Here is a 24264-nt window from a genome sequence, read left to right as displayed (position 1 = left end):
ATATCCTCTTTAATCTCAACAATCTATTTAGGTCTCTTAGTACCGTATTTAGAACGGCTTTTCTTACGATCCTTAACACCTTGCGTATCCAAGGCACCACGCACAACGTGATAACGCACACCCGGCAAGTCTTTTACACGTCCACCGCGAATCAATGCGACAGAGTGTTCTTGCAGATTGTGTCCTTCGCCTGGAATATAAGCAATGACCTCAAAACCATTGGTCAAGCGCATACGTGTTACTTTACGAAGAGCTGAGTTAGGTTTTTTCGGGGTTGTTGTATACACACGTACACATACACCACGTTTTTGAGGATTGCCCTGCATGGCAGGAACTTTATTGACTTTACGCTTTGGAGTACGGCCTTTGCGCACCAGCTGATTTATTGTAGGCATCGTTTGTTGTCCGTTAAAAATTAACAATATAGACCTAAGGGTGTGAGATACTACCTGTCATAAATTTATTCGTCAAGTAGAAATTGATCAAATCAGAAATTAAGTCCTTATCCCTCCTGTTGTCTGGCCATTATCCGCCCATATTCGCTTCTTGCTAATTGACAGGTTGATCTTTTTTGCCAGGACAAGTAGGATCTCTTTTTATTAAAAACGCTATATGGAATTCGTATGCTTGACCATTCTTACTCTCCTGCACGCAGCCTCCCATGGCATCATCCTTTAACGTTGATCTGCACCTGGTTCTGCTCTGGAAAGATGAAACCTGCTCCGGGTACTTGGGGTAGTTTTTTTACCCTCCCCATCCCTATTCTGCTAGGTGCTTCATTTGGTGCCGTGCCACTTACCTTTATTTTATTATGCCTGATTACCCTAGGCCTTCTGGCCATTGGCTCCATTGCGACCCACTATTATATGAAAGCAACAAGAACCCATGACGCCTCTGAAATTGTCATTGACGAGGTGGTGGGGATGCTCGCTGTTATGATCATGACCTTTAAACCATTGGCCGTCTGCTATATGGAATCCCCGTACTACGGCGCCCTTATGCTTTTAGCTGTTTTTGCTGCATTCAGGGTATTTGATATTCTCAAGCCCTTCCCAATCCGCTGGTGTGACCAGCGCATCCATGGTGCTTTTGGTGTTATGTTCGATGATATAGTGGCCGCCGTCTTTGCCTCCATTACCCTTCATATTCTTTTTATATTCTTAGCCTATGCTCTCATTCACAACCACCCCGTTACCCCATAACTCTCTTTATGTTCCCTCTATTCATAGCGATTGATAATGATTGATAACGATTTATAAAGTTCGATATGGCATTCCCTGACTATCTACTGACTCAAGCCGCACAACTTTTAGCGATATGCCGTCAGAAATCTCTGATGCTTGCCCTGGCAGAATCCTGTAGCGGAGGTCTCATCGCCGCCCTTTTAACCGAGATTCCTGGAAGCTCTGACGTCATTGACCGTGGGTTTGTCACGTATTCTAACCGAGCTAAAATGGAGATGTTAGGGGTTCCGCCCCTTTTACTAGAAACATATGGTGCCGTGAGCCGTGAAGCGGCCATCGCCATGGCCGAAGGTGGCCTTAACCACTCTCAAGCCCACTATTGTATCGCTGTCACTGGCATCGCTGGCCCCACCGGTGATACGCCCCATAAACCAATTGGCACTGTGCATCTGGCTATAGCATCGCGACAGATGCCAACCATTCATCAAGCCTGTCTATTTCAAGGTGATCGAAGCCTTGTTAGATTGGCGACCGTTGAGAAAGCTATTGGTATGATCGCGGAATTAGTCCATTAGAAACAATTTGCCCGCTTACCCGCTTTTGCGGTATGAAAGCTTATTTTTTTAAGCAGCTTTATACCCACACGCGTTCAAAAAGACCTGCATATATTCTGGAGGTGGGGCTTCGGTTAGAATAGGTTCTTTTTTCTCATACAAAGGTACTTTGACTGCCCGAGCATGCAACTGCATGGGGGGCCCTTTGCGCGTGAGGTTCATCTCTTTATTACCATAAACAGGATCACCGATAATGGGACAGCCCAAAGAAGCTAAATGCACCCTGATCTGGTGTGTCCGACCTGTTTTAGGATACAGTGCCAGCCAACTAATGCCATCAGCACTCCCCAACACTTCGTAATCCGTTACGGCATGTTGCCCTTCTTCATGGATTTCCATCCACCAGCTGCGGGTGTCGCTGGTTTTTTTACGGAGTGGTTTGTCAATCGTGCCTTTGGGTTCAGCGGGTATGCCTTCAACCACCGCCCAATAGGTTTTAGTGATTTGGCCCTGCATAAATAAATTACCCAATTTTCTCAGCGCTTGACGATGCCTGCCTAAAATCAGGCAACCGCTGGTATCGCGGTCTAATCGATGGGCTAACCCAGGTGGATTGGGAAGGCCAAATTGCAAATCAGGAAAATAATCTTCCATGTTAGGTCCGCCTTTTGGACCCGCATGGACTGGAATTCCGGCTGGTTTGTTAAGAATCAGCATAAGGCCGTCTCGGTAGAGCAAAAGTTCGTGTGTATTTTTAGTCTTCATATGATCTCGCGATTGCGAACCCCCAAGGATTTATGCCACTTCGTTTGGTTTAGTATACTTCAAAAAGCCTTAAATGACTTGAACAATTTTAAATTCCTTTAAAACCACACTTGCCTCTGCATCTCAAAGTAGCTACACTAAATCAATAACGCTATCTAGAAATGACATCGGGAATCATGGACAGGGAAACTTTAGAACGTATTTATACGCCAATTCGACATGCAGGGCACCGCCTCAAAACATGGGCGCTTATGGCTGCCTGGGGAGCATGCTGGGTTTGGTTTAATATCATAGAAAAAACAGTAATCTCTGTATGGAACGTCTCGGTATTGTTCTATCTACGTATTATTAAACCGACGATCGCCACCTCGCTGATGCTGAGCCGTTATCTATGGAAAAACATCATCCTGGTCATGCTAAATTTTGCCGCCCGCTATCTACTGAAATTATGGCGCCACCCACGGTTTCAACGCGTGTTCAGGATAGCCACATGGATAGCTGTTCTTTTTGGTACCTGGTTCATTCTTTCAGGACACAAAACCCCAGTTATGCTTCTGGCCGGTTTTGTCACCAGCCTCTTAGCTACCCGTGTGCTTTACCGACTCAACCAAACGTTTGATCAACCGCTTGACCATGGCTTATCGTATAAAATCTTTGCCTATAGCCGGTGGTTGCTGAAATCCATTATTCTCTCTGCCTGGGACGTCACCTGGCGGGTCTGGCAGATTAAACCTAGTATTTGTCCGCAAATGGAATGGGTTCCCGCTAATCAAAAAACCCACCTAGGGCTTGCCATTTTTGGTAATTCAATCACTCTAACGCCAGGAACCGTAACGATTGCTGTACAACCTGGAAGGTTGCTGGTTCACAGCTTAACCAAAGAAGGTATGGATGATCTTGTCGAAGGCACCATGAACCGCAAAATTGAAATGATGGGGGGCTAATATGATAGAACTCGTCATTTTAGGTGTTGTCCTGGTAAGCATGTTATGTACAATCATTCGCAGCATTGCTGGCCCTACCAGTTTTGACCGTATATTGGCATGCAATAGCTTTGGAACGCATACGGTTATCATGATTGGGTTGGTTGGCGTTGTGACCCATCATGATTTTTACCTTGATATTGCCCTGGTCTACGCACTTATAAACTTTATCGCCACCATTGCCTTCCTTCGTTATTATAAATATGGAACGTTCAATGAACTTCCTCTTGACGCGCTTCAGCCCACACACCTAGACAACGAGGAAATTGCATGAGTATCATGATTATTTCCGGATATATTCTTTTGATTGCTGGTGCATTACTGATGCTCACAGGCAGTGTTGGACTATTGCGAATGCCTGATTTTTATACACGGCTACATCCGGTTGGAGTCAGTGATTCCCTCGGCGCACCTTTAATGATTTTGGGCACCGCCTGCTTCGTAGGAACCACTGCAGCTACGATCAAACTGGTTATGCTTGCTCTCTTTATGTTTATCACCGGCCCCACCGCCTGCCATGCTTTGGCAAAAGCAGCTCATGCCTCTGGCTTAGTTCCGTGGGGATTAAAACAAGATAAGCCTGAAACAGAATCATCACCCGATCAATCACCTCACGAAATCGCAAAGGAGGACCCGGCACATGCTCCTCACTCCTGAATGGATATTAAATATCACGTTTTTATTATTCTTGGTCATCATCGCACTAGCCGCTATTAGTGCCAAAAATCTTATCACCAGTGCCGTGATGCTGATTTTCTTCAGTTTGATTATGGCGATGGAATATCTGGTACTTGCCGCGCCAGATGTTGCCATGACCGAAGCGGCTATCGGCGCGGGCATCAGCACCATTCTTATTTTAACCGCCTTTGTGTTCACAGGGACAAGCATCAAACCTCCTAAACCCTCATGGTGGCTTATCACCGGTGCAGCCTTGGCTGTTATTTTCACCGGCAGCACGTTGATTTACGCCAGTTTAGGCCTTCCCCATTTTGGCGATGTATCTGCTCCAGCACATGCGTATTTGCGCCTTGATTACATTAAAGGAACCATCCATGCCATCGGCATTCCCAATAGTGTGACTGCCATTTTAGCCAGCTACCGTGCTTACGACACACTAGGTGAAACCGTTGTCGTGGTGGGAGCCGGTTTAAGCGTCTATTTATTATTAGGTCGTCCGGCAATCAAAACCACGCCAACAAAAGACAGGAGTGATTCTGTATGACCCACCATATTATCCTTCGTGTCATCTCGATACTCCTGTTTCCCTTCTTGCTGACATTTGCCATTGAGATCCAAATGAATGGTGAGTCAACACCAGGCGGTGGTTTTCAAGCCGGTGCTATTTTGGCTACAGCCGTTATTTTGCTTGCACAAATATTTGGATTAAAAAAAGCTAAGCAATGGCTTCCACTTGATATGATTAAAGCATTTACCTGTATCGGGATACTCATTTATGCCGGCACAGGATTTGCCGGCATAGCCATGAAAAGTGCTTTTCTGGATTACCATCTCTTTTCGTCAACATCGACACAATCTGGTCAACAATTGGGGATTTTTCTGGTTGAATTAGGTGTGGGGCTTTCTGTCTTCTCCGTTATTGTCTTATTTTATTATCTCTTTGCAGGAAGAAAAGCATGAATCTCACTCTAGACCTTATTATCAGCCATGCCCATTACTGGGTCAGCATCCTGCTTATGATGATTGGCTTTTTTGCGGTTATCACGCAAACCAATCTGGTCAAAAAAATGGTTGGGCTGATTATTTTTCAAACTTCTGTGCTCTTACTTTATATATCCCTTGGTAAAATAAACGGCGCTCAAGCTCCTATCATTACCGATGAACACATACTCTATACCAATCCATTGCCCCATGTACTCATGCTAACAGCCATTGTCGTAGGGGTTTCCGTACTGGCTGTAGGGCTGGCTATTATCGTTCGCATTAAAGAAAGCTATGGCACGATTGAAGAACATGACATTGTTGAACAGATGGATGAATAGTACCTATGCCTGATTATTTCATCATCCTCATTGTTCTTTTACCCTTATGTGCAGCCCCCCTGTGCGTACTGCTTAGTCATCGCCGTCTGGCCTGGGGTGCGGCAACCTTAACCTGCTGGGCTAGTTTTGCCATCGCGGTGACACTTCTCCATCATGTGCTGGTGAGTGGACCTGTTACATATATGTTTGGAGGCTGGCCGGTTCCGATGGGTATTGGCTATAAAATTGACCTCTTTAACGCAATGATGTTAGTGCTGGTGACGTTTATAGCCTCCGTCATTCTTCCTTATGCTGCCCAAAGCATTACCATAGAAATTCAAAAGGAAAAACAATCCGTATTTTATGCGGTTGTCATGCTCTACCTTACGGGCATCAATGGCATTCTTGCAACCAATGATGCCTTTAATTTATACGTATTCCTTGAAATTGCCTCTCTTGCCACCTATGCCCTAATCGCCATGGGTAAATCAAGGCGCAGTTTAATGTCGAGTTTTGAATATCTGGTACTTGGAACAATTGGAGCCACCTTTTATTTGATTGGCATTGGCTTGCTTTATGCCATGACCGGCACACTCAATATTGATGATTTAGCCGTGCGTATTAAATCGGCGCATGACATTCAACCACTTCAGGCTGCTTTTGCGTTTATCACCCTTGGCCTTGCCATGAAAATGGCGCTTTTCCCACTCCATCAGTGGCTGACTAATGCCTATACCTATGCACCAGCGTGCATATCGGCATTACTGGCATCTACTTCCACCAAAATCAGCCTCTACGTATTGATCCGTATCACTTTTTCCCTGTTTGGGTTTGATTTCGCCTTTAACGATATTCCGTTCTCTGCCATTACCGGTTGCCTAGGAATTCTGGCCATGCTAGCTGGCTCGTTGCTGGCCATTTATCAAACAGATGTCAAGCGGATGCTCGCATTTTCAAGTGTCGCCCAGGTGGGCTATATCATCCTTGGCTTTAGCTTTGCTACCGAAACAGGGTTAACCGCCAGCATTACCCATATGATCAATGACAGCCTTGCTAAAGGCTGTTTGTTCCTGGTAGCCGGCGCTTTGCTTTGGCAAAAAGCGGATACCTCTTTGTATCATTTAAACGGCTCAGCTAAGCAAATGCCTTTATGTATGGCTGCAATGGTTATTGCCTGTGCCAGTATTGTCGGGATTCCTTTTACCGGCGGGTTTGTGTCTAAATGGTATTTTCTATTTGCTGCTATTCGTCAGGACATGTGGCTATCGGTTGTTGCGATCTTGGGTTCGACCATCATGGCCAGCATTTATTGTTGGAAACTGGTTGAAGCCGCGTATGTGAAAGATACACTGCATCCCATCAGCGCAGCAAAACCTCTGCCTTTAAGTATGGTGCTATCCATTTGGATGTTTACCGGTGCCGTTATTTATGTCGGGATTGATACCAGCTTTAGTGTCTATCTTGCCGAAAAGGTTGCCATTCATTTTATTCAGGGGGCAACATGGTAACACTTTTTTCTTTGTTATCACTGGCTATCGTGTTACCGATTATCTGCGCATTGCTGATCATGTTCTGTGGTCGCTATGCCAATATACGCGACACACTGATGGTCGTTGGCAGTTTTAGCCTAGTGATCGTGGTGTATTTACTGATAACACATTATCTGGATGGTTATACTCCTCTTATCACCTGGTTTAATATCATTCCTCACGTGGATGTCACCTTTGCCCTTGATCCATTAGGATTGCTCTTTGCTTTACTGGTATCGGTATTATGGCTGATGACGTCGGTTTACGGCATTGGTTACATGCGTGCCAATGACAAACCCGGACAAACCCGCTTTTTTGCGTATATAGCATTGACTATTGCTAGTACCATGGGGGTCGCATTAGCCAGCAACCTCTTTACGTTATTTATCTGTTATGAATGCATTACGCTGCTTACGTACCCGCTTGTTACCTACGGTAAAAAAGAAGCCGATTTAAAAGCCGGTCGTCTCTATTTGGCCATGCTGTTATTTCCATCCATGGTCTTTTTATTGCCATCGATGTTGATCATCTGGTTCCATGTCGGTCGTCTTGATTTCATTCAGGGTGGCATTATCGGCGACCATATCGATCCACAACTAACCATTTTTCTCGTATTAATGACGATGTATGGTGCCTCAAAAGCCGCGTTAATGCCACTGCATCGATGGTTGCCCGCAGCCATGGTGGCACCGATTCCTGTCAGCGCCTTGCTCCATGCTGTTGCGGTAGTCAATGCAGGGGTGTTCACGATTTTAAAATTGGTGATCTATATCTTTGGATACCAGCATCTCCAAACACTTTCCCATACGTATCAAGAGCTGGAGGTCTTAACGTGGATTGCCATTATCACGCTGATTGCTGCATCGATCATTGCGCTGCGCAAAGACGATTTCAAACAAATGCTCGCATACTCAACCATCAGCCATTTGGCCTATGTGGTTCTGGCAGCCAGTCTGTTTACTCCCAAAGCCATACTAGCAGGCATACTTCATATGGTCGGGCACGCGCTGGCTAAAATAACCATGTTCTTTGCCGCCGGTAATATTGCCACGACCCATAACAAAACAAAAATCAGCGAACTTACCGGTATTGGCCTACAAATGCCACTCACCATGGCCTGCTTTACGATTGCCGCATTTTCACTGGTAGGAATGCCACTAACCTTTGGCATGTATGCTAAATGGTATTTCTTTCAAGGTGCTTTTGAAAATGCCAATACCACGGTTATGATCGTATTGTTTATCAGCACAATGCTGAATATCGCTTATTTTTTTCCGATTATCTATAGGGCCTTTTTCAAAAAACCGGTGAATCAAAGTTTTGTACCCGGCATCAACGAATCGCCTTATCCAATGATGCTCGCCTTGACCCTGACAGCATGTCTTATCATTCTACTTTTTATATGGCCTGATCGCATCATGCAGCTTGCTCATTTGGCATTATCACCTGGAGGCACTCCATGAATCACTGGTTTCGACAATTTGGTTTATCACCCACGGGTATACGCTGGTTAGCTATCCTGTTGATTATGATCACAGCCGGAGCATGGCTCATCCCCCATGATCGTTTTCGGGTCAGTACCCTCACACTATGGCCTGGATTAATCGGCATAAGTGTGTGCTCACTGGTTGGAGTCTTTGCTCGTCTATGGCAACGCTGTGTGAAACGTCACGAAACTTATTATCGGGATCGCTGATATGTTCTTCTTGCTTCATCCATGCCTTTATTTTTTCGTTGGTGCATTGCTCCTTTGGTATACGCCCCGCGCCTTGCGCATGCCACTTATCCTCATTATTCCTGGCCTTTCGATGGTGTCTATTTTGGCATTGGCTACCATCGGCACCCCATCACTTCAGTGGCAATGGGCCTTGTTTGGCATGGCCATTAAACCCATTATCGTTCAACATTATTCTACCGTTTTTGCACTTGGATTTAGCTGTGTTGCCCTGTTGGGAGGATTATTTCTAGCCAGACAAGCTTCGCCTAAGGAAATCAGCCTTGGATATGCCTACACCGCAGGTGCATTAGCCATTGCCTATGCTGGCGATTTTATAACATTGTTTATCAGTTTTGAATGGATGGCCATGTTGGCGACCATCTTGATTATGACGGCACAATATCCCCATTCGCTTCAAGCCGCTGGACGCTATCTCATGATGCACCTCTTGGGTGGAATTGTGTTATTTGCCGGTATCGCCGGTCATGTTTTCCTCACACACGATCTATCGATTATTTCCTTGGATATACCATTATCATCGTTTAGCTCCCTCTTCTTCAATATGAAACTTCTCTACCCCGTTTTAATCGCCCTCGGATTGCTGCTCCATTGCGCAGCGTTCCCCTTGCATGGCTGGCTTACCGATGCCTACCCAGAAAGCTCACCTGGAGGCTTTGTGTTTTTAACGGCCATGACCACTAAAGCCGCTATTTTTGCGCTTATACTTATTTTGCCCGGCGTAGAATTACTGGTCTATATCGGTTTAATCACCGCCGTGTGGGCCATGTATTATGCCATCATCGAAAATGATATCAGGCGGATGTTGAGTTATAGTCTGGTTAGCCAAATCGGCTTGATGCTTATTACCATTGGGGTAGGAACGTCCTTTACACTCCAGGCAACGGCTATGCTTGCCATTGAAAATCTAATAGCAGAAGCCTTGCTTGCCATGGTGGCCGGAACCATTATTATCGTGACGAATAAACATAAATTAAGTGATTTAGGTGGACTATATCGAACCATGCCCGCACTCGCCTTTGTATCGACTGTGGGTTCTTTGACCTTAAGTGCCCTACCGGGTACAATCGGTTTTGTGGCAAAACATCTAAGCTTGCAGTCTCTTGCTCCCTATGACCAGTCCTGGCTTAGCTTTGCTGTTTTAACCCTGGGTTCGGCAAGCATTTTACAGGTAGGCTTTCGTTTTACCTGGATGATTTTTTTCAACCGTGATGCCGGATTTCGTAAACAAAGCACCCCTTTTTCTTTATTACTCCCTTCGTTTATCGCAGCGTTTATCTGCTTAATACTGGGTGTTGTACCTCAGTTCCTTTTCTCACTGCTGCCTGGTCATCTCACCTTTGATGGTTATGTGCATGGTGAATGGTATAATCAATGCCAGCTCATCCTCTATTCCATCATCGGTTTTTTTGTGGTTTACCCATTGCTGGTTCCTGTTAAAGGCATAAGCCTCGATATTGACTGGCTATACCGCATAGTGCTTAGACATATACTTCTCTTAGGAGAATATGGATGGATGTCTCTTATGCGTGAAGGTAAAAAAATAACCATACCACTCCTGCTTGGAATCAAGCACATGGTATTTAAGATTGGGCATAAACAAAGTATACTTGCCAGAAATTGGCCTATTGGTGTCAGCGTCTTATCGTTAACAATTATGCTGGGTGTTTATTTACTGACCTATTATCGATGACGCCACGCTTTTAATAAATTCCGTTAATGCACATACACGAACACGTCCAGCGAGTGGATAAGCTTCACCGTGAGGAATAATGATGGTGGCCGTTTCAAGTCCAAGATCTTCTAAAGCAATACTCAATGATTTTGTCATTTTCGGCGACGATGTATATTTAAATTCAAAACCATGATGCACACCATCTTTCAAGATTAAACGATCAAGCTTGGCGTGATTATGAGTTGCCCAAAAATAGCAATCATCCTTTATGTTGGGTTAATTATCCATGAAATTTGTATACCACGGAAGGCCAATTTCATAGAAAAACACCTATTCCACACACCCCGTAATCTTCAACCCTTTTAAGCAGCATGATCCGTAGGCACGTATTGCTTAACAAACCAGAGTTTTTGATGGAGAAAAGGTGACTGGCGGCAGGCCAAGGTAAAGCACTCCTAAGTCTCCTGGCTTCTTTATTTCAGCTCTTCCTCAACCCGGGTAAACCTGGCCATCAACTGATAGACCACTGGAATCACAAACAAGGTAAATAATGTTCCAACCGACATCCCGCCGATAATCACCCAGCCAATTTGCTGGCGGCTTTCTGCACCAGCACCGTGCGAAATAACCAAAGGTAACGCGCCTAACACCATGGCACCGGTGGTCATTAAAATAGGACGTAATCGCAATTTTGCGGAATGTAAAATGGCATGATACGCATCCAATCCCTGATGCCGATGCTGGTTGGCAAACTCAACGATAAGGATACCGTGTTTGGTAATCAAACCAATCAGTGTCACTAACCCCACTTTACTGTAAACGTTCAATGTACCACCCGCAAAATACAGAACCATCAACGCCCCTGCGATCGAAAGCGGAACGGTCAACAGAATGATAAACGGGCTGACCCAGCTTTCAAATTGAGCCGCCAGCACCAAAAAGATAAACATCAGCGCCAATAAAAAGACGGTCAGGATACTGGAGCTGGTTTGTTTAAACTCACGCGATTGGCCGTCATAATCAATCAACATGGTGGATGGGATAATTTCACGAGCCTTGTCTTCCAGGTAGGTAAGTGCATCACCTACTGTATAGCCAGGAGCAAGACTTGCCGTCACTTCCGCCGAACGTAATTGATTAAAATGATCTAACTGACGCGGAGCCACAGCTTCATCGATGGTCAGCACGTTGGATAATTTGATCATTTCGCCGCTTTTACTGCGAATATAGATATCAGCCAGATCCTGAGGGCGCTCGCGTTTCTGATCACTGGTTTGCACAATCACTTTATATTCTTTGCCGCCATCTTTATAGCGGGTCACCTGCCTGCCTCCCAGCATGGTTTCGAGTGTCCGTCCCAATTCATCAATATCCACACCAACACTGGCTACTTTATCACGGTCAACCAGGATGGATAATTGGGGTTTATTCAGTTTCAAGTTACTATCGACATTGGTCAAGCCCGGATTTTTAGAAGCCGCCTCTAAAATCTTACTGATATAACCATCCAGTTCTTCATAGGTGCCATTGGTCAACAATTCCATTTGCACCGGCTTACTGCGAATACTGGCACCAAGCGACGGAGGGTTGGTTGGGAATCCCATTATTCCCGTCAGTGCTCCAACTATTTTGGGGGTAAATTCCTTGGTTAATTCCTGCTGGGTTTTATGGCGTTCTTCCCATGGCTTTAACCGTGCAAACGCAATTCCTTGAGACACCGTAGGGCTTCCGGCGACCACAAAATATGTATCTACTTCCGGTGTTGCTTTAAAAATAGGTTCAAGATTCGTCATCCAATCGGTCATATAATCAATCGTTGCCCCTTCGGGAGCTGTGGTCACAGTAACGATATTGCCGCGATCTTCAACAGGAGCCAATTCGGATTTCAATAATGTACCAAACACCACCCCCGATCCCGCCACTGCCACGCCAATCATTAAGATAAACGCATGGTGATGAAGCGCCCAAGTCAGTAGTTTTTCATAACCATTCGTCAAGCGTTTCAACGATTCTTCCACCAGCGTATAGGCTTTGCCATGACGGGTTTCGTATTTTAATAACCTCGAGCACATCATCGGTGTTAAGGTAAGCGCAATAAAGCCAGAAATAATAACCGAACCGGCAAGGGTAAGTGCAAATTCAATAAACAGACGTCCAGTTTTTCCCTCCGTAAATGCAATGGGAGCATACACGGCCGCCAACGTTATCGTCATAGCAATGACGGCAAAGGCAATTTCACGGCTCCCTTTATAAGCTGCTTGCATTGCTGGCATACCTTCTTCCATATGGCGATAGATATTTTCCAACATCACGATGGCATCATCCACCACTAAACCAATTGCCAGGACCATCGCCAGTAATGTGAGGGTATTGATGGTATAGCCAAGCATAAACATAACGACAAACACACCAATTAACGAAATGGGAATAGTCACCATCGGAATTAAGGTGGAACGGACATTACGCAAAAATAAGAAAATCACACAGAGCACTAACACAATCGCCTCGATAATGGTGTGATACACAGCCTTGATAGAACGATCGATAAAAATAGAGGTATCATAGGCTATGGCTAAGCGCATCCCCTGTGGCAATGATGCCTGGATTTTGGGAATTAAATTCCGGATACCCTGTGATACTTCAAGCGGGTTAGCCGTTGCCTGTTTAATAATTCCTAATGCTACTGCATTATGGCCATTAAACCGAACGACTTTTCGTTCATCTTCGGGGGCGACTTCGGCCTTACCGACCTGCCCGATCCGAACGAATGAATCACCATTTTGCTTAATAATAATCGCTTCAAATTGTTTAGGTGTTTGCAAATCGGTTTCCGATAAAACCGTAAATTCACGCTTACTGCTTTCTATCCTGCCAGCAGGAATTTCAATATTTTGTTTTCGCAGTGCATTTTCAACATCGGCAGGCGTTAATTGGAATGCCGCTAGCTGCTGAGGATCCAACCATATCCGCATCGATTTTTTCCGCTCTCCCACAATTGTGGCACTTGCCACACCTGTGACATTTTGTACGCGGTCTTTGACATAGCGGTCGGCAAAATCAGAGATTGCCATTTGCGAATGTCGGTCACTGAAAAACGCCAGATATAAAATTGGCTGCGCATCCGCTTCCACTTTAGAAATGACCGGCTCATCAATTTCATCAGGCAACATTTTCCGCACGCGCGCCACTCGGTCACGTACATCGGCTGCTGCGGCATCAGGCTCTATCACCAGTTTAAAACGAACCGTAATCTGGCTTTGTTCCGAACGGCTAATAGAAGACATGACTTCAATGCCATCAATCCCCGCCAGGGATTCTTCCAGCGGCTTGGTAACCTGACTTTCAATAATTGCAGCACTAGCTCCCAGATAATGTGTTTCTACGGTCACAACCGGTTCATCAATTTTAGGATATTCACGTACCGATAAACGCTGGAATGAAACCACCCCGATCAAAATAAGGAATAAATTGATAACCGTGGCAAAAACCGGACGTTTAATACAGGTATCAGAAATAATCATGGCTTATTCTCATCTGGATGACTGTTTTGGTCAGTAGCCTGATTGGCGGCTTTGGTGGCTCCGGCTGATTTATCAAGTACCTTTACTGGCACCCCATCACGCAGGCGGATAACCCCCTCAATAATGACCTCATCGCCCACATGCAATCCATCAACCACTTCTACTGCCCCCTTTTCCCGCTGGCCAGGTGTTATTTTGGTCAACACCGCTTTACCTTCTTTCACCACAAAAACAAACTGTTGGGTTCCTTTCGGATAAATGGCTTCTTCTGGTACCATCAAAATACCAGTGCGTTCCCCTAACCTCACATTAATCCTGGCAAACATCCCCGAACGTAAGAATCCTTCAGGGTTTGTAGCTGTGGCCTTGGCATGAAAATTACGCGTATCAGGGTTGATCCTCGAATCAACCGCATAAATAGTACCTTGCGCTGGTTTTCCAGGAAAAGCGTCGGTTTCGATCGTCACGTCAAGACCCGATTTGATATCACCAAAATTCTTTTCAGGAACCATAAAATCCACTTTTACAGGATCGATTTTATCAACCGTGGTCAACAGCCTGCCCACTTCTATATAATCACCCACGCTGAAATTCCTTAAACCGGCAATGCCATCAAATGGCGCACGGATTTTGGTCTTATCATAACGCACCCGCGCCGAATCGGCAGCAGCCAATGCTTCCTGGTACCCTGATTTCGATTGATCCAACTCCTGCTTAGAAATATAATTTTTCTTCTGCAGTTCTTCAGAGCGGCCAAATTGTGTTTTCATATTGGCAAGCACCGCATTGGCTTTGGCAAGATCTGCTTTGGCAATGCTATCATCCAGCTCCACCAACACATCCCCTTTTTTAACCAATTGCCCCTCTTGAAGAGGGATGGCTTTGACCTGGCCGGCATATTCTGCTTTTAAATCAGCCGATTCCGCCGCTTCTAAAGTACCCACAGCCGAGAGGGCCGCATGAAGGGATACAGGTGCCATTGTAATGGTTATCACGGAGGCCGCCGGAGCAGCATCCTTCCCCTTCGTTGCTGCTAAGGGTTGAGCTTTTTCTGACAAGACCGATTCTGGCGCACGGGAAGATTTACCGCCCATGCGATACCAAACACCAACACCGATAGCCATCATAATTAGGAGTGTAACGAGAATCTTTAGATAGGGGTTGGCTTTACTCATTCTGCTTCTCCACCTTCATACTATAATTTAATAGGTTGATCTTAATATGGCGTAAAACATGCATAGCATTTTTTAATTCTTCATCACCTACTTTATCAAGCATCATAGCGCGCGCCTCTTCTGCCTCAACTTCTAATGCTTTGATCAATGGATGGTTTTTATCTTTTAAATAGACACGCTTGATACGCCGGTCCAGCCTATCAGGCTTACGTTCTACTAACCCCTGCATGTGCAAATTATCAAGATGCCTCACCAGGGTCGATTGCTCGATCTCAACCCGTTCAGCAAGTTCAATCTGGCTTAAACCATCCTGACGGCAAATCTGCATGAGCACAATCCACTGCGATGTAGAAATGCCTAGCTCCTTAATGCGGGTATCAAAGGCTCGTTTCATTAACCTTGAAACATCCCCCATCAAAAAACCAATGCTTTTCTCATGATCATAAACGGGCATAGGTGCACTCTCTATAATTATTAGCATGCTAATCATTAGCTATGTAATGATTATAAACCTTAAAGATCACGAAAAGCAAGAGATCACATGCGATAAAAAGAAGGAATGGCACGTCATGGCAATTCCTTTTTTAACTCTACTGCTTGGCGCGAGTAGAGCTTAAGAACCCTGACCGTTAGTAGATCTGATTTGTTCAATAACTCCGTACAGACCTCTATAAGCTTCTGGCAATAACCGCCAGTAGGGGTGGCCGAAGGCCGGGGCGGTGTGAAGGCAATGCATCCAAAACAGAGGTTTCGTAGGACATTCACAAAAAAAACAATTAGCTTGCTAATCATTAGCTCCACAATTACCATATTCTCTAACACCCCATAAAGTCTCTGTGCATCCAAACAAACGGTATTGAGTGACGAATGGATGGATTTGTTGAAAGGCCTGGTCTAATAATGTTTGTGAATCATGTTAGGAAACTCCATTTTCTTATAGTCGCACTGAGCTTGATAGGCTTCGCCTCCACCCCGCTTACAGCAAGGGCAAATGATTCGTTTGATCCACTTCGCACCCACACAGCAGGCAATGCCACTCCACTACCAACCCAATGCCCGCAAACCATCGACCCGGCAAAATCCTATACCCTCAATGACATCATTGCTTTAGCCCTTTGCCACAATCCCAAAACCCAACATAGCTGGGAAAGATTTCTGGCTAGCCAGGCGCGCCTTGGCAGTGCACGAGGCGCTTACCTGCCAACGATTGAGGGCGAACTTAATTATGGCAATAACCGTGGCAGCGCCACCGGATCCACGACCAGTACCAAACCAAAGGAAACACTCACAGATGCCTTGACCCTCGATTACCTGCTGTTTGATTTTGGCCAGCGCGAAGCCAGCGTTCAACGCACTAAGCAAACATTACTGGCCGCCAATTACACCCATAATACCACCTTGCAATCGGTCATTTTTGATACGTTGAAATCCTATTATGATTTTTACGGTGCTACCGCAGAACTCGACGCCGCAAAGGAATCGGAAGAATCATCCAAGGTAAGTTTTGATGCAGCATCTTTCCGCGAACAAATCGGTGCCGCACCCATGGTTGAAAAATTAAAAGCAGAAACCGCTTATTCTCAAGCCAAGCTGACCCGTATCCAAGCCGAAAATACCCTGGCTAAATCCAAGGGGGCATTGCTGACCAATATCGGTTTTGATTCGAATCAAACCATTCAGCTGGCCGACCCTGCAATGAACGAACCCACTCCCGAAACCAGCAAACACTCTATCGATGAAATGATCACCCATGCTAAAACGGCACATCCTTCATTACTTGCCGCCCAAGCCAACGTTGATAAAAGTAAATCCGATTTAGCCCTGGCACGTCGAGGCTTGCTTCCCAGTATTTCCTTAAACAGCAGTATTGGCGAAAGCCATGGATTATCCAACGCTACTTTTGACCATTCCACCTCCACCATCGGCATACAGATGAGTATTCCCTTGTTTAGCGGCTTTTCTAAAATCTATGATATCAACGCCGCCCGCCATGATTTGGCCGCAGCCAAAGCACAGCAACAACAAACCGCACAAAGCATTTCCCAGGATATCTGGAATGCCTACCAGGACCTCGATACCATCAACCAGAACCTAGTCACCACCTCCGATTTACTCACAAGCGCCACCGAAGCCGAAAAAGTAGCCCTCGCCCGCTATAAATCAGGTGCTGGCAGTTTGATCGATTTGCTCGATGCCCAGGCACAACTTGCCAGTGCACGCCAGCAACGGGTGGCTTCTACCTATAATTGGTATGTGTCGAAGGCTAATCTGCTCAGAGCTATGGGATCGCTGGATTCGTTTAAGCAACGTGATTAAGCGTTTTTATTTTTGTTGTATGGATTTTGGGGCATCATCCTCGTTTTTTAGATGAGTGGTGAGCCGTAGGCGAGCGCTCATCTAAAAATCGGGGATCCAGCGCAATTACCCATTCCAAAACATAGCTCTGGTCACGCAATTCCCCTTACCTTTGAACAGTATCGTTTAATTCTCACGTCCTAACACCATTTCCAACCGACAGGCAATACCGTCATTGGGCGTGTTATATTTACCACCGCTGACACAAGTCCCTGAAGCGCTTGAGCCTTCAAACCCATAAATAATACCAGAGGTTTTGGTGGGATCGCCATCATCATAACGTTCATCGAGATATTTTGCATCCGATGGACTCAGCACGGCTATGCGGTCCTCGGTATCGACACGGTCGATGGTTCCGCTGTTATCAGTATCACTATAGATAGCAATGCCGATACGAAACACATTATTGACCGAGGTAACATAATAGCCACTTTGGGGATACGGTGCTTTCATCACACCAATTCCCGGTTTATTGGTTGCACCATCATAAGAGCCTTTGATTAAGCCAGCCAGCTGCAAATGCTGCCAAAATAATACATGCTCGGTACCATCAATCGATCCATTCCCGTTACCGTTATTCGTATTGGTTGCGCCAAATTTCTCAGTGGCATTCCATAAATCACCAGGTAAGCCACCATAGGTTTTTTCAAATTCATGAACGGCTGTATTCACCGCTCCCATATCATCGACAATCGATTTAAGCGTAGCATTTTTTTTAAGTACGTAACCTACGCTGATGCCAAATATTAGCAAGCCGGCAATCACAAGAACTACCGACATTTCAACCAGGGTAAACCCTTTTTTACGAAAACCAGCGCCACGCATAACCACTCCTCCCTAAGAAGTGTATCCCCTTATTATAGCCTAGTAAGCGTTTAAAAAGTATGAATTATAGGCTACTGGCACAGCTTCATATGCTCTTCATATGCTCTTCATATGCTCACGCTTTAAAAACCGGCTTTGACCTGAAAGCCTTTGTCCAGTATAGTGGGAAGCACTCATGAAGAAGGACGTCGTATGTTTAAAAATCTTGGCAATCACATTAACCGCGCAATGGATCGCCTTACCGGTCGCGGACTCTTGACCGAAAAAGATGTGGATGAAGCCTTAAGGGATATCCGTATTGCCTTACTGGAAGCGGATGTGTCGCTTGCGGTTGCTAAGGATTTTGTAGCGCGTGTGCGCGAAAAAGCCATTGGTGCCGATGTGGTTAAAAGCATACGCCCAGGACAAATGGTGGTTAAAATTGTCCATGATGAACTCGTTTTAATGCTAGGCAGTGAACAATCTGACATTAATTTAACCACGGTTCCACCTGCTGTTATTTTAATGGTTGGCCTGCAAGGCTCCGGTAAAACAACCTCTACCGCTAAACTGGCCGATTATCTCACCAAAAAACTTGGACGCAAAGCAATGATGAGTTCGGTCGATATTTACCGCCCAGCCGCTCAGCATCAATTGGAAGTACTCGGCAAGCAAATCAATGTGGAAACCGTTCCTATTATAGAGGGCCAAAAACCCTTAGCCATTGCCGAGCGTTCGCTCAAATTAGCCCAGGCACAACATGCCGATGTATTATTAGTTGACACAGCCGGACGCCTCCATGTGGATGAAGCATTGATGGATGAACTCGTGCAACTGCAAGGGCTGCTAAAACCAGTAGAAATTTTACTGGTAGTCGATGCACTCACCGGACAGGATGCTGTCAATATCGCCAAATCTTTTACCGAACGATTGCCCCTTACCGGTGTAATCCTCACGCGTATAGACGGCGATAGCCGAGGGGGCGCTGCTCTTTCTATGCGTGCCGTCACCGGTTGCCCGGTTAAGTTTGTTGGGGTAGGCGAAAAAATCAACGAATTCGAACCATTCTACCCTGACCGTATCGCTTCACGTATATTAGACATGGGAGATATCGTTTCCCTCGTTGAAAAGGCGGCTACCGCCATCGACCAGGACGAAGCCGAAAAACTGGCCAAACGCATGCAAAAGGGAAAATTCGACCTCAATGACCTGGCTGCTCAATTGCGTAACCTTAAAAAAATGGGCGGATTGGGTGGCCTGATGGGCATGTTGCCTGGTATGGGCAGAATTCAGCAGCAAATGCAGGATGCCAATATCAATGACAGCGTCATTACCAAACAGGAAGCCATCCTTTCGTCCATGACCGATCAAGAAAGGCAAAATCCTGATTTGATCAATGCCTCCCGTAAACGCCGTATTGCCAAAGGTTCTGGCACGACCGTCCAGGAAATCAACCAGCTGTTGAAACGCTTTAAAGATATGCAGACCATGATGAAGCGTTTCAGCAAAATGGACAAAAAGGCCATGATGCGCGCAGGCCTGGCAAATCTTATGCCAAAGTAGATAACCCTTGACAAATCCCAGGATATTGTCGATTATTTGAGGCTTCATATTGAAACAAGGATGAGTCATGTCAAAAAGCAAAAATAATCCAGCCGCACGCGAAGGTGTAAAAGTCAAAACCTATAATGGCACTGCTGTGATACCTGTTAAATATTATGGCCGTAAAGAAGTACATCGCCGTCCAAAATAAAGAGACAGGTAAACTGATCCTGGATCCAAAAACCAAAGAAGCATTGGGGTGGAGCTCTATCTAGTTTCTGGAGCTTTATCTAGTTTCTATTGTTTTTTAATTCTTTATATTTTTCCTGATGAAAAGGGGCAATCATGTCGTCGTTAAAACTAGTGATTGGCAATAAAAATTATTCATCCTGGTCTTTGCGGGCGTGGCTGGCTGCTAAACATGCTGAGGTTCCTTTTGAAGAGAATCTTATCCCCTTATTCCAAGCCGATTCCAAAGCCAAACTTATACAGCATTCAGCCTCAGGTCGCGCTCCTGTATTGGTTCATAATGGATTCGTGATATGGGACTCCCTTGCCATTAGCGAATATTTGGCTGAACTCTTCCCTGAGCGGCATTTTTGGCCAAGAGACTCATTTGCACGCGCTTGGGCGCGTTCGATTGTAGCGGAGATGCATTCAGGATTTATCCCCCTGCGCAAAGCGTTCCGTATGGATTTAAAACGGGTTAGCCAACCTGTCGATGCTCCTGAAGAAGCATTGAAGGATGTAGCACGTATTCAAGACATCTGGGAACAAAGCCGTCAACAATACGGCCAATCAGGCCCTTTTCTCATGGGCGAATATTCATTAGCCGATATGTTCTATGCCCCTGTCGTGACTCGTTTTGTCAGCTACGGCATTTCCTTAAGCCCCATCTGCCTGGCTTATATCGATACCATGATTGCTCATCCCCACATGCAGGAATGGCACCAAGAAGCAGTCAAAGAGCCGTGGGTGATTACCTGGTAATCACTGGCACAGCCTGCCCTTCCCATGTTATGCTACATCCCTGAATAATGCGGCCCGCCTCCACCTTCAGGTGTGGTCCAACGAATATTCTGGCATGGGTCTTTGATATCACAGGTTTTGCAATGTACACAGTTCTGTGCGTTGATTTTTAGCGCCGGCTGTCCTGATTCTTCCGTGATTTCATAGACACCTGCCGGGCAATAACGGCTCTCGGGTGAAGCATATTTTTTATAGTTGGTGGCCATAGCCAGGTCGGGATTTTTTAATGTAAGGTGAGCCGGTTGATTTTCCGCGTGATTGGTACTCGACAAAAACACCGACGACATAAGATCAAACGTCACCACCCCATCCGGCGCTGGGTAGGCAATAGGCGCACAGTGGCTGGCTGATTTCAACTGGGTATGATCGGCATGGTTCTTAAAGGTCCAGGGTGCTTTTCCTCGAAAAACATACGTATCAATAGCCGCATGGAGTAACCCAAACCACAAGCCAAAGCGGAAACCAGGGCGGATATTGCGGCATTGCTTAAGCTCTTCGGCAATCCATGATGACGCAAAGGCCGTGCTATAATTTTCTAGGTCCCCTTGTGGGTTCGACACGAATTGGGCATTCACCGCTTCTGCTGCTAACATTCCCGACTTCATCGCCGTATGGCTGCCTTTTATCTTAGGCACATTCACAAAACCAGCGGAACAACCAATGATCGCCCCTCCTGGAAAATGAAGCTGCGGAATAGATTGCCATCCCCCTTCATTCAACGCGCGTGCACCGTAAGAAATCCGCTTTCCTCCCTCTAAATAGCGACAGATCGCCGGGTGTGATTTATAACGCTGGAATTCCTGGTAAGGATTTAAATAGGGATGTTGATAATCAAGCCCAATCACAAAGCCTAGTGCAATTTTATGCTCGTCCAGATGATAAAGAAATGATCCGCCATACGTAGATGCATTGAGAGGCCAACCAACCGTATGCACTATTTTTCCCGGTGAATGGATCGCAGGATCAACCTGCCAGATTTCTTTAATACCAATCGCATAGGTTTGTGGATCACGGTCCTTGCGTAAATTAAATTTCTGAATAATGCGCTCTGATATGGAGCCTCTGCACCCTTCTGCCAGTAAGGTATAGGCCGCTTTGATGATAACACCTGGCTGGAATAATTCTGTTTGCTCGCCGTTTTTACCGATTCCCATATCACCGGTGATGATGCCATTAACCCGTCCCTGATCATCATAGTGAATATCAGCCGCAGGAAAACCCGGATAGATTTCAACTCCTAAAGCTGTTGCCTGCTCACCTAGCCACTGGCACAATCTTCCAAGGCTGATAATATAGTTGCCTTCATTGTGCATTTGTGGCGGCGTTGGCAATTTCCATGCCCGCCTTTTACTCAACAGCAAAAAATGATCCTGTCTAGCCGGAGTAATCAGCGGAGCACCTTTCTCCTTCCAATCGGGAATTAATTCATCCAGCGCCTTAGTTTCAAACACAGCACCCGATAGAATATGAGAACCAATTTCAGAACCTTTTTCTACCACGCACACACGAATATCAGACGATAATTGTTTAAGACGAATAGAAGCCGATAAACCCGCAGGGCCACCGCCAACAATCACGACATCATATTCCAAGGTTTGACGTTCTATTTCCACAGGGCCCTCCATGATCGCTCCTGGTTTGATATTAGTGCGTTTTCGTATATATTTCATTTAAAAAAACAGCACGGCCCTCTCCTTCCTCTCCCCTGCTCATCAGAGAAGAGATGGCGAGCGCACTTCTTCGCCTTACACGTATAGACAGGACCCATCATGCTAACCCTTTTTTCCCCAGCAAAAATCAATCTGTTCCTCCACATCACCGGCAGGTTAGCCAATGGTTATCATACCCTTGAAACCATGGCAGGTTTTTGCTCGATTGGCGATTCACTCCATTTTAAAGATGCTCCTATTTTCAGCGTTCATATCCAGGGACCATGCGCGAAAGAATTATTAAATACGCCACATGACGATCTCTCCATTACCAAAGCAGCAACACTGCTGGCTAATCTCACTAAACACCCACTCGCTGCTACTGTATCACTGGATAAACAACTCCCGGTCGCCTCCGGCATTGGCGGTGGCTCAACCAATGCTGCAACCACTTTCTTGGGCCTAAACCAGGTATGGGGTACCGATATCCCTTTAAAAGAAATGGAAAAATTGGGGCTAACCATCGGTGCCGATGTACCCATGTGCATTTATCAAAAACCGGTGCTGGTAAAAGGAATGGGTGATATTATTGAGCCTTTAGGTGATGTACCGCCTCTTTATATCATTCTAGCAAATCCAACATTTCCCGTTCCCACCCCGCTTATTTATAACGCATTCAAAGATCAAAATTATCCCTTCAGTTCTCCACTGAGCGATGCCATTCCCACCCAAGCAGACGAATTACTTACATGGCTGAGCTTGCAGCGTAATGACCTCCAGGCAACAGCCTGCCATCTTTATCCCGAAATCGACTCTGTTATTTCTGCCCTGTCACAACTCCCAGGATGTCGCATCAGCCGCATGTCAGGAAGCGGAGCCACGTGTTTTGGATTATTTGCAGATGAACGGCAGGCGCACCAAGGCGCCGCCGATCTTAAACTTAATTATCCCAAATGGTGGGTAAAATCCGGAGTCGTTACTTCTTCGCCCGGGCCTGCTTAATCAAATCAACCATGGTAGCATGATCGATAGCACCAGGAATCAATTTGCCGTTGATGACAAATGCTGGAGTACCATGCACGCCTAACTGCCTACCGAATTCTAAATTCCGATTAAGGGCTTCGACAATGGCAGGTTCCTGCATTTTGGCTTTAAGCGCAGCAGGATCAACACCAACCTCTTTCGCAATATACTCAAATAGTTCCTGCGTTCTTGGTGCATTATTCTCCATGAGTTTTTGATGGAATTCGGTATATTTTGTAGGAGCCAAAGCAAACACGGCCAATGAAGCTTTTGATGCTTCTAGTGAAGGCTGACCCAAAATCGGGAAATCTTTGAAAATGATTTTAACGTTTTTATCTTCACTTAAAACCTGAAACTTATCATGAAGCACCCGCTTACAATAACAGCATGAATAATCAAAGAAATCAACAATCGTCACATCCCCCTGAGGGTTACCAGCAACGGGAGATTTACCATCGTCTTTGAGATCCACATTTTTAATTTCAGTACCATGTTGAGCCTCAGCGCGTTTTGTCGCTACATAATGATCCACCGAATCAACAATCCGTTTGGGTTCTTCATCGATAACCTGCTGGGCAATCGCACGCACCTGGGCAACCGATGTCACCGCTCCCGTTCCGGCCATTTGTCCTTGATATTGCAGACCAAAATGAGTTGCCGCTGAAACCACAGCTGCAATCACGCCCGATAGAATATATATTTTAGGATCTACGCTCATAGTCACCTCCCTTAAGGTACAGTAATAATTAGTCTAATTTAGAT

Annotated in this window: 25 protein-coding genes; 16 read left to right on the top strand and 9 right to left on the bottom strand. The window is 45.6% G+C overall.

What is annotated here, in order from left to right; genetic code table 11:
• Positions 1-23 precede the first annotated feature (23 nt).
• Positions 24-395, bottom strand: coding sequence for a 30S ribosomal protein S12 (locus IPP74_11795; protein MBL0319951.1), 372 nt, complete (start codon positions 393-395; stop codon positions 24-26).
• 228 nt (positions 396-623) lie between these two features.
• Between IPP74_11795 and IPP74_11790 the strand changes: the two genes are divergently transcribed.
• Both IPP74_11790 and IPP74_11785 read left to right on the top strand, forming a co-directional pair.
• On the top strand, positions 624-1202 hold the full coding sequence (locus IPP74_11790; GenBank protein MBL0319950.1) for a phosphatidylglycerophosphatase A: 579 nt from the start codon (positions 624-626) through the stop codon (positions 1200-1202).
• A gap of 65 nt (positions 1203-1267) precedes the next feature.
• On the top strand, positions 1268-1759 hold the full coding sequence (locus IPP74_11785) for a CinA family protein (GenBank protein MBL0319949.1): 492 nt from the start codon (positions 1268-1270) through the stop codon (positions 1757-1759).
• 48 nt (positions 1760-1807) lie between these two features.
• Here IPP74_11785 and IPP74_11780 read toward each other — a convergent pair whose 3' ends face one another.
• Positions 1808-2503 carry an RNA pseudouridine synthase gene (locus IPP74_11780; GenBank protein MBL0319948.1) on the bottom strand — a complete coding sequence of 232 codons (696 nt, stop codon included), beginning with the start codon at positions 2501-2503 and terminating at the stop codon, positions 1808-1810.
• A 176-nt stretch (positions 2504-2679) separates the two neighbouring features.
• Here IPP74_11780 and IPP74_11775 point away from each other — a divergent pair, with 176 nt between their 5' ends.
• The 10 genes from IPP74_11775 to IPP74_11730 are packed head-to-tail and all read left to right on the top strand — an operon-like array spanning position 2680 to position 10422.
• Positions 2680-3447 carry a Na+/H+ antiporter subunit E gene (locus IPP74_11775; GenBank protein MBL0319947.1) on the top strand — a complete coding sequence of 256 codons (768 nt, stop codon included), beginning with the start codon at positions 2680-2682 and terminating at the stop codon, positions 3445-3447.
• Between the two features lies 1 nt (position 3448).
• On the top strand, positions 3449-3760 hold the full coding sequence (locus tag IPP74_11770; protein ID MBL0319946.1) for a hypothetical protein: 312 nt from the start codon (positions 3449-3451) through the stop codon (positions 3758-3760).
• A gap of 5 nt (positions 3761-3765) precedes the next feature.
• Positions 3766-4143 (top strand): monovalent cation/H(+) antiporter subunit G, encoded by a 378-nt coding sequence (locus tag IPP74_11765; GenBank protein ID MBL0319945.1) that lies wholly within the window; start codon positions 3766-3768, stop codon positions 4141-4143.
• Positions 4127-4708, top strand: a complete 582-nt coding sequence (locus tag IPP74_11760) for a DUF4040 domain-containing protein (GenBank protein ID MBL0319944.1) — start codon at positions 4127-4129, stop codon at positions 4706-4708. The genes IPP74_11765 and IPP74_11760 overlap by 17 nt, the downstream gene beginning before the upstream one ends.
• A complete protein-coding gene (locus tag IPP74_11755) occupies positions 4705-5124 on the top strand; it encodes a Na(+)/H(+) antiporter subunit B (protein MBL0319943.1) in 420 nt (139 codons plus the stop codon). The genes IPP74_11760 and IPP74_11755 overlap by 4 nt, the downstream gene beginning before the upstream one ends.
• Positions 5121-5486: a cation:proton antiporter subunit C gene (locus IPP74_11750; GenBank protein ID MBL0319942.1), complete on the top strand. Its 366-nt coding sequence runs from the start codon at positions 5121-5123 to the stop codon at positions 5484-5486. Before IPP74_11755 ends, IPP74_11750 begins: the two co-directional genes overlap by 4 nt.
• 5 nt (positions 5487-5491) lie before the next feature.
• Complete coding sequence (locus tag IPP74_11745) at positions 5492-6973, top strand: monovalent cation/H+ antiporter subunit D family protein (GenBank protein ID MBL0319941.1); 1482 nt, start codon at positions 5492-5494, stop codon at positions 6971-6973.
• Entirely contained in the window at positions 6967-8457 is a 1491-nt protein-coding gene (locus IPP74_11740) for a monovalent cation/H+ antiporter subunit D family protein (protein MBL0319940.1), read from the top strand. Before IPP74_11745 ends, IPP74_11740 begins: the two co-directional genes overlap by 7 nt.
• Positions 8454-8690 carry a hypothetical protein gene (locus IPP74_11735; GenBank protein MBL0319939.1) on the top strand — a complete coding sequence of 79 codons (237 nt, stop codon included), beginning with the start codon at positions 8454-8456 and terminating at the stop codon, positions 8688-8690. Before IPP74_11740 ends, IPP74_11735 begins: the two co-directional genes overlap by 4 nt.
• 1 nt (position 8691) lies before the next feature.
• On the top strand, positions 8692-10422 hold the full coding sequence (locus IPP74_11730) for a hypothetical protein (GenBank protein ID MBL0319938.1): 1731 nt from the start codon (positions 8692-8694) through the stop codon (positions 10420-10422).
• On the opposite strand, the gene IPP74_11725 is transcribed toward IPP74_11730, so the two are convergent.
• The 4 genes from IPP74_11725 to IPP74_11710 form a co-directional block, all read right to left on the bottom strand.
• Positions 10402-10614: a hypothetical protein gene (locus tag IPP74_11725; protein ID MBL0319937.1), complete on the bottom strand. Its 213-nt coding sequence runs from the start codon at positions 10612-10614 to the stop codon at positions 10402-10404. The two genes, IPP74_11730 and IPP74_11725, sit on opposite strands and share 21 nt — an antisense overlap.
• A gap of 263 nt (positions 10615-10877) precedes the next feature.
• Positions 10878-13925: an efflux RND transporter permease subunit gene (locus tag IPP74_11720; protein MBL0319936.1), complete on the bottom strand. Its 3048-nt coding sequence runs from the start codon at positions 13923-13925 to the stop codon at positions 10878-10880.
• Positions 13922-15100 carry an efflux RND transporter periplasmic adaptor subunit gene (locus IPP74_11715; protein ID MBL0319935.1) on the bottom strand — a complete coding sequence of 393 codons (1179 nt, stop codon included), beginning with the start codon at positions 15098-15100 and terminating at the stop codon, positions 13922-13924. The genes IPP74_11720 and IPP74_11715 overlap by 4 nt, the downstream gene beginning before the upstream one ends.
• Entirely contained in the window at positions 15093-15554 is a 462-nt protein-coding gene (locus IPP74_11710) for a MarR family transcriptional regulator (protein MBL0319934.1), read from the bottom strand. Before IPP74_11710 ends, IPP74_11715 begins: the two co-directional genes overlap by 8 nt.
• 413 nt (positions 15555-15967) lie before the next feature.
• On the opposite strand from IPP74_11710, the gene IPP74_11705 reads away from it, so the two are divergent.
• Positions 15968-17416 carry a TolC family protein gene (locus IPP74_11705; protein MBL0319933.1) on the top strand — a complete coding sequence of 483 codons (1449 nt, stop codon included), beginning with the start codon at positions 15968-15970 and terminating at the stop codon, positions 17414-17416.
• A gap of 165 nt (positions 17417-17581) precedes the next feature.
• Here the strand turns inward: IPP74_11705 and IPP74_11700 are convergent, their stop codons facing one another.
• Positions 17582-18280, bottom strand: a complete 699-nt coding sequence (locus IPP74_11700) for a prepilin-type N-terminal cleavage/methylation domain-containing protein (protein MBL0319932.1) — start codon at positions 18278-18280, stop codon at positions 17582-17584.
• 192 nt (positions 18281-18472) lie between these two features.
• Here IPP74_11700 and ffh point away from each other — a divergent pair, with 192 nt between their 5' ends.
• Both ffh and IPP74_11690 read left to right on the top strand, forming a co-directional pair.
• Entirely contained in the window at positions 18473-19822 is a 1350-nt protein-coding gene (gene ffh / locus IPP74_11695; GenBank protein ID MBL0319931.1) for a signal recognition particle protein, read from the top strand.
• A gap of 324 nt (positions 19823-20146) precedes the next feature.
• Positions 20147-20791: a glutathione S-transferase family protein gene (locus IPP74_11690; protein ID MBL0319930.1), complete on the top strand. Its 645-nt coding sequence runs from the start codon at positions 20147-20149 to the stop codon at positions 20789-20791.
• 32 nt (positions 20792-20823) lie between these two features.
• Here IPP74_11690 and IPP74_11685 read toward each other — a convergent pair whose 3' ends face one another.
• Positions 20824-22455, bottom strand: a complete 1632-nt coding sequence (locus IPP74_11685) for an electron transfer flavoprotein-ubiquinone oxidoreductase (protein ID MBL0319929.1) — start codon at positions 22453-22455, stop codon at positions 20824-20826.
• A gap of 144 nt (positions 22456-22599) precedes the next feature.
• Here IPP74_11685 and IPP74_11680 point away from each other — a divergent pair, with 144 nt between their 5' ends.
• The gene (locus IPP74_11680; GenBank protein MBL0319928.1) at positions 22600-23481 is read left to right on the top strand and encodes a 4-(cytidine 5'-diphospho)-2-C-methyl-D-erythritol kinase; all 882 of its coding nucleotides are present in this window, start codon (positions 22600-22602) and stop codon (positions 23479-23481) included.
• Here the strand turns inward: IPP74_11680 and IPP74_11675 are convergent.
• A complete protein-coding gene (locus tag IPP74_11675) occupies positions 23456-24220 on the bottom strand; it encodes a DsbA family protein (protein MBL0319927.1) in 765 nt (254 codons plus the stop codon). The two genes, IPP74_11680 and IPP74_11675, sit on opposite strands and share 26 nt — an antisense overlap.
• Between the last annotated feature and the right edge of the window lie 44 nt (positions 24221-24264).

This window comes from Alphaproteobacteria bacterium (genome assembly GCA_016722515.1).
In the GTDB taxonomy this organism is placed as follows: domain Bacteria; phylum Pseudomonadota; class Alphaproteobacteria; order Rickettsiales; family JADKJE01; genus JADKJE01.
This window is presented reverse-complemented; position numbering and strand designations above follow the sequence as displayed.

What these genes read in the sequence shown, in the direction of transcription:
- IPP74_11715 (MBL0319935.1), bottom strand. Translation starts at nt 15,100, where the DNA reads ATGAGTAAAGCCAACCCCTATCTAAAGATTCTCGTTACACTCCTAATT.
- IPP74_11680 (MBL0319928.1), top strand. Translation starts at nt 22,600, where the DNA reads ATGCTAACCCTTTTTTCCCCAGCAAAAATCAATCTGTTCCTCCACATC.
- IPP74_11730 (MBL0319938.1), top strand. Translation starts at nt 8,692, where the DNA reads ATGTTCTTCTTGCTTCATCCATGCCTTTATTTTTTCGTTGGTGCATTG.
- IPP74_11770 (MBL0319946.1), top strand. Translation starts at nt 3,449, where the DNA reads ATGATAGAACTCGTCATTTTAGGTGTTGTCCTGGTAAGCATGTTATGT.
- IPP74_11775 (MBL0319947.1), top strand. Translation starts at nt 2,680, where the DNA reads ATGGACAGGGAAACTTTAGAACGTATTTATACGCCAATTCGACATGCA.
- IPP74_11700 (MBL0319932.1), bottom strand. Translation starts at nt 18,280, where the DNA reads ATGCGTGGCGCTGGTTTTCGTAAAAAAGGGTTTACCCTGGTTGAAATG.
- IPP74_11795 (MBL0319951.1), bottom strand. Translation starts at nt 395, where the DNA reads ATGCCTACAATAAATCAGCTGGTGCGCAAAGGCCGTACTCCAAAGCGT.
- IPP74_11785 (MBL0319949.1), top strand. Translation starts at nt 1,268, where the DNA reads ATGGCATTCCCTGACTATCTACTGACTCAAGCCGCACAACTTTTAGCG.
- IPP74_11735 (MBL0319939.1), top strand. Translation starts at nt 8,454, where the DNA reads ATGAATCACTGGTTTCGACAATTTGGTTTATCACCCACGGGTATACGC.
- IPP74_11745 (MBL0319941.1), top strand. Translation starts at nt 5,492, where the DNA reads ATGCCTGATTATTTCATCATCCTCATTGTTCTTTTACCCTTATGTGCA.
- IPP74_11740 (MBL0319940.1), top strand. Translation starts at nt 6,967, where the DNA reads ATGGTAACACTTTTTTCTTTGTTATCACTGGCTATCGTGTTACCGATT.
- IPP74_11720 (MBL0319936.1), bottom strand. Translation starts at nt 13,925, where the DNA reads ATGATTATTTCTGATACCTGTATTAAACGTCCGGTTTTTGCCACGGTT.
- IPP74_11685 (MBL0319929.1), bottom strand. Translation starts at nt 22,455, where the DNA reads ATGGAGGGCCCTGTGGAAATAGAACGTCAAACCTTGGAATATGATGTC.
- IPP74_11755 (MBL0319943.1), top strand. Translation starts at nt 4,705, where the DNA reads ATGACCCACCATATTATCCTTCGTGTCATCTCGATACTCCTGTTTCCC.
- IPP74_11705 (MBL0319933.1), top strand. Translation starts at nt 15,968, where the DNA reads ATGGATGGATTTGTTGAAAGGCCTGGTCTAATAATGTTTGTGAATCAT.
- IPP74_11780 (MBL0319948.1), bottom strand. Translation starts at nt 2,503, where the DNA reads ATGAAGACTAAAAATACACACGAACTTTTGCTCTACCGAGACGGCCTT.
- IPP74_11710 (MBL0319934.1), bottom strand. Translation starts at nt 15,554, where the DNA reads ATGCCCGTTTATGATCATGAGAAAAGCATTGGTTTTTTGATGGGGGAT.
- IPP74_11760 (MBL0319944.1), top strand. Translation starts at nt 4,127, where the DNA reads ATGCTCCTCACTCCTGAATGGATATTAAATATCACGTTTTTATTATTC.
- IPP74_11750 (MBL0319942.1), top strand. Translation starts at nt 5,121, where the DNA reads ATGAATCTCACTCTAGACCTTATTATCAGCCATGCCCATTACTGGGTC.
- IPP74_11675 (MBL0319927.1), bottom strand. Translation starts at nt 24,220, where the DNA reads ATGAGCGTAGATCCTAAAATATATATTCTATCGGGCGTGATTGCAGCT.
- IPP74_11690 (MBL0319930.1), top strand. Translation starts at nt 20,147, where the DNA reads ATGTCGTCGTTAAAACTAGTGATTGGCAATAAAAATTATTCATCCTGG.
- IPP74_11765 (MBL0319945.1), top strand. Translation starts at nt 3,766, where the DNA reads ATGATTATTTCCGGATATATTCTTTTGATTGCTGGTGCATTACTGATG.
- ffh (MBL0319931.1), top strand. Translation starts at nt 18,473, where the DNA reads ATGTTTAAAAATCTTGGCAATCACATTAACCGCGCAATGGATCGCCTT.
- IPP74_11790 (MBL0319950.1), top strand. Translation starts at nt 624, where the DNA reads ATGCTTGACCATTCTTACTCTCCTGCACGCAGCCTCCCATGGCATCAT.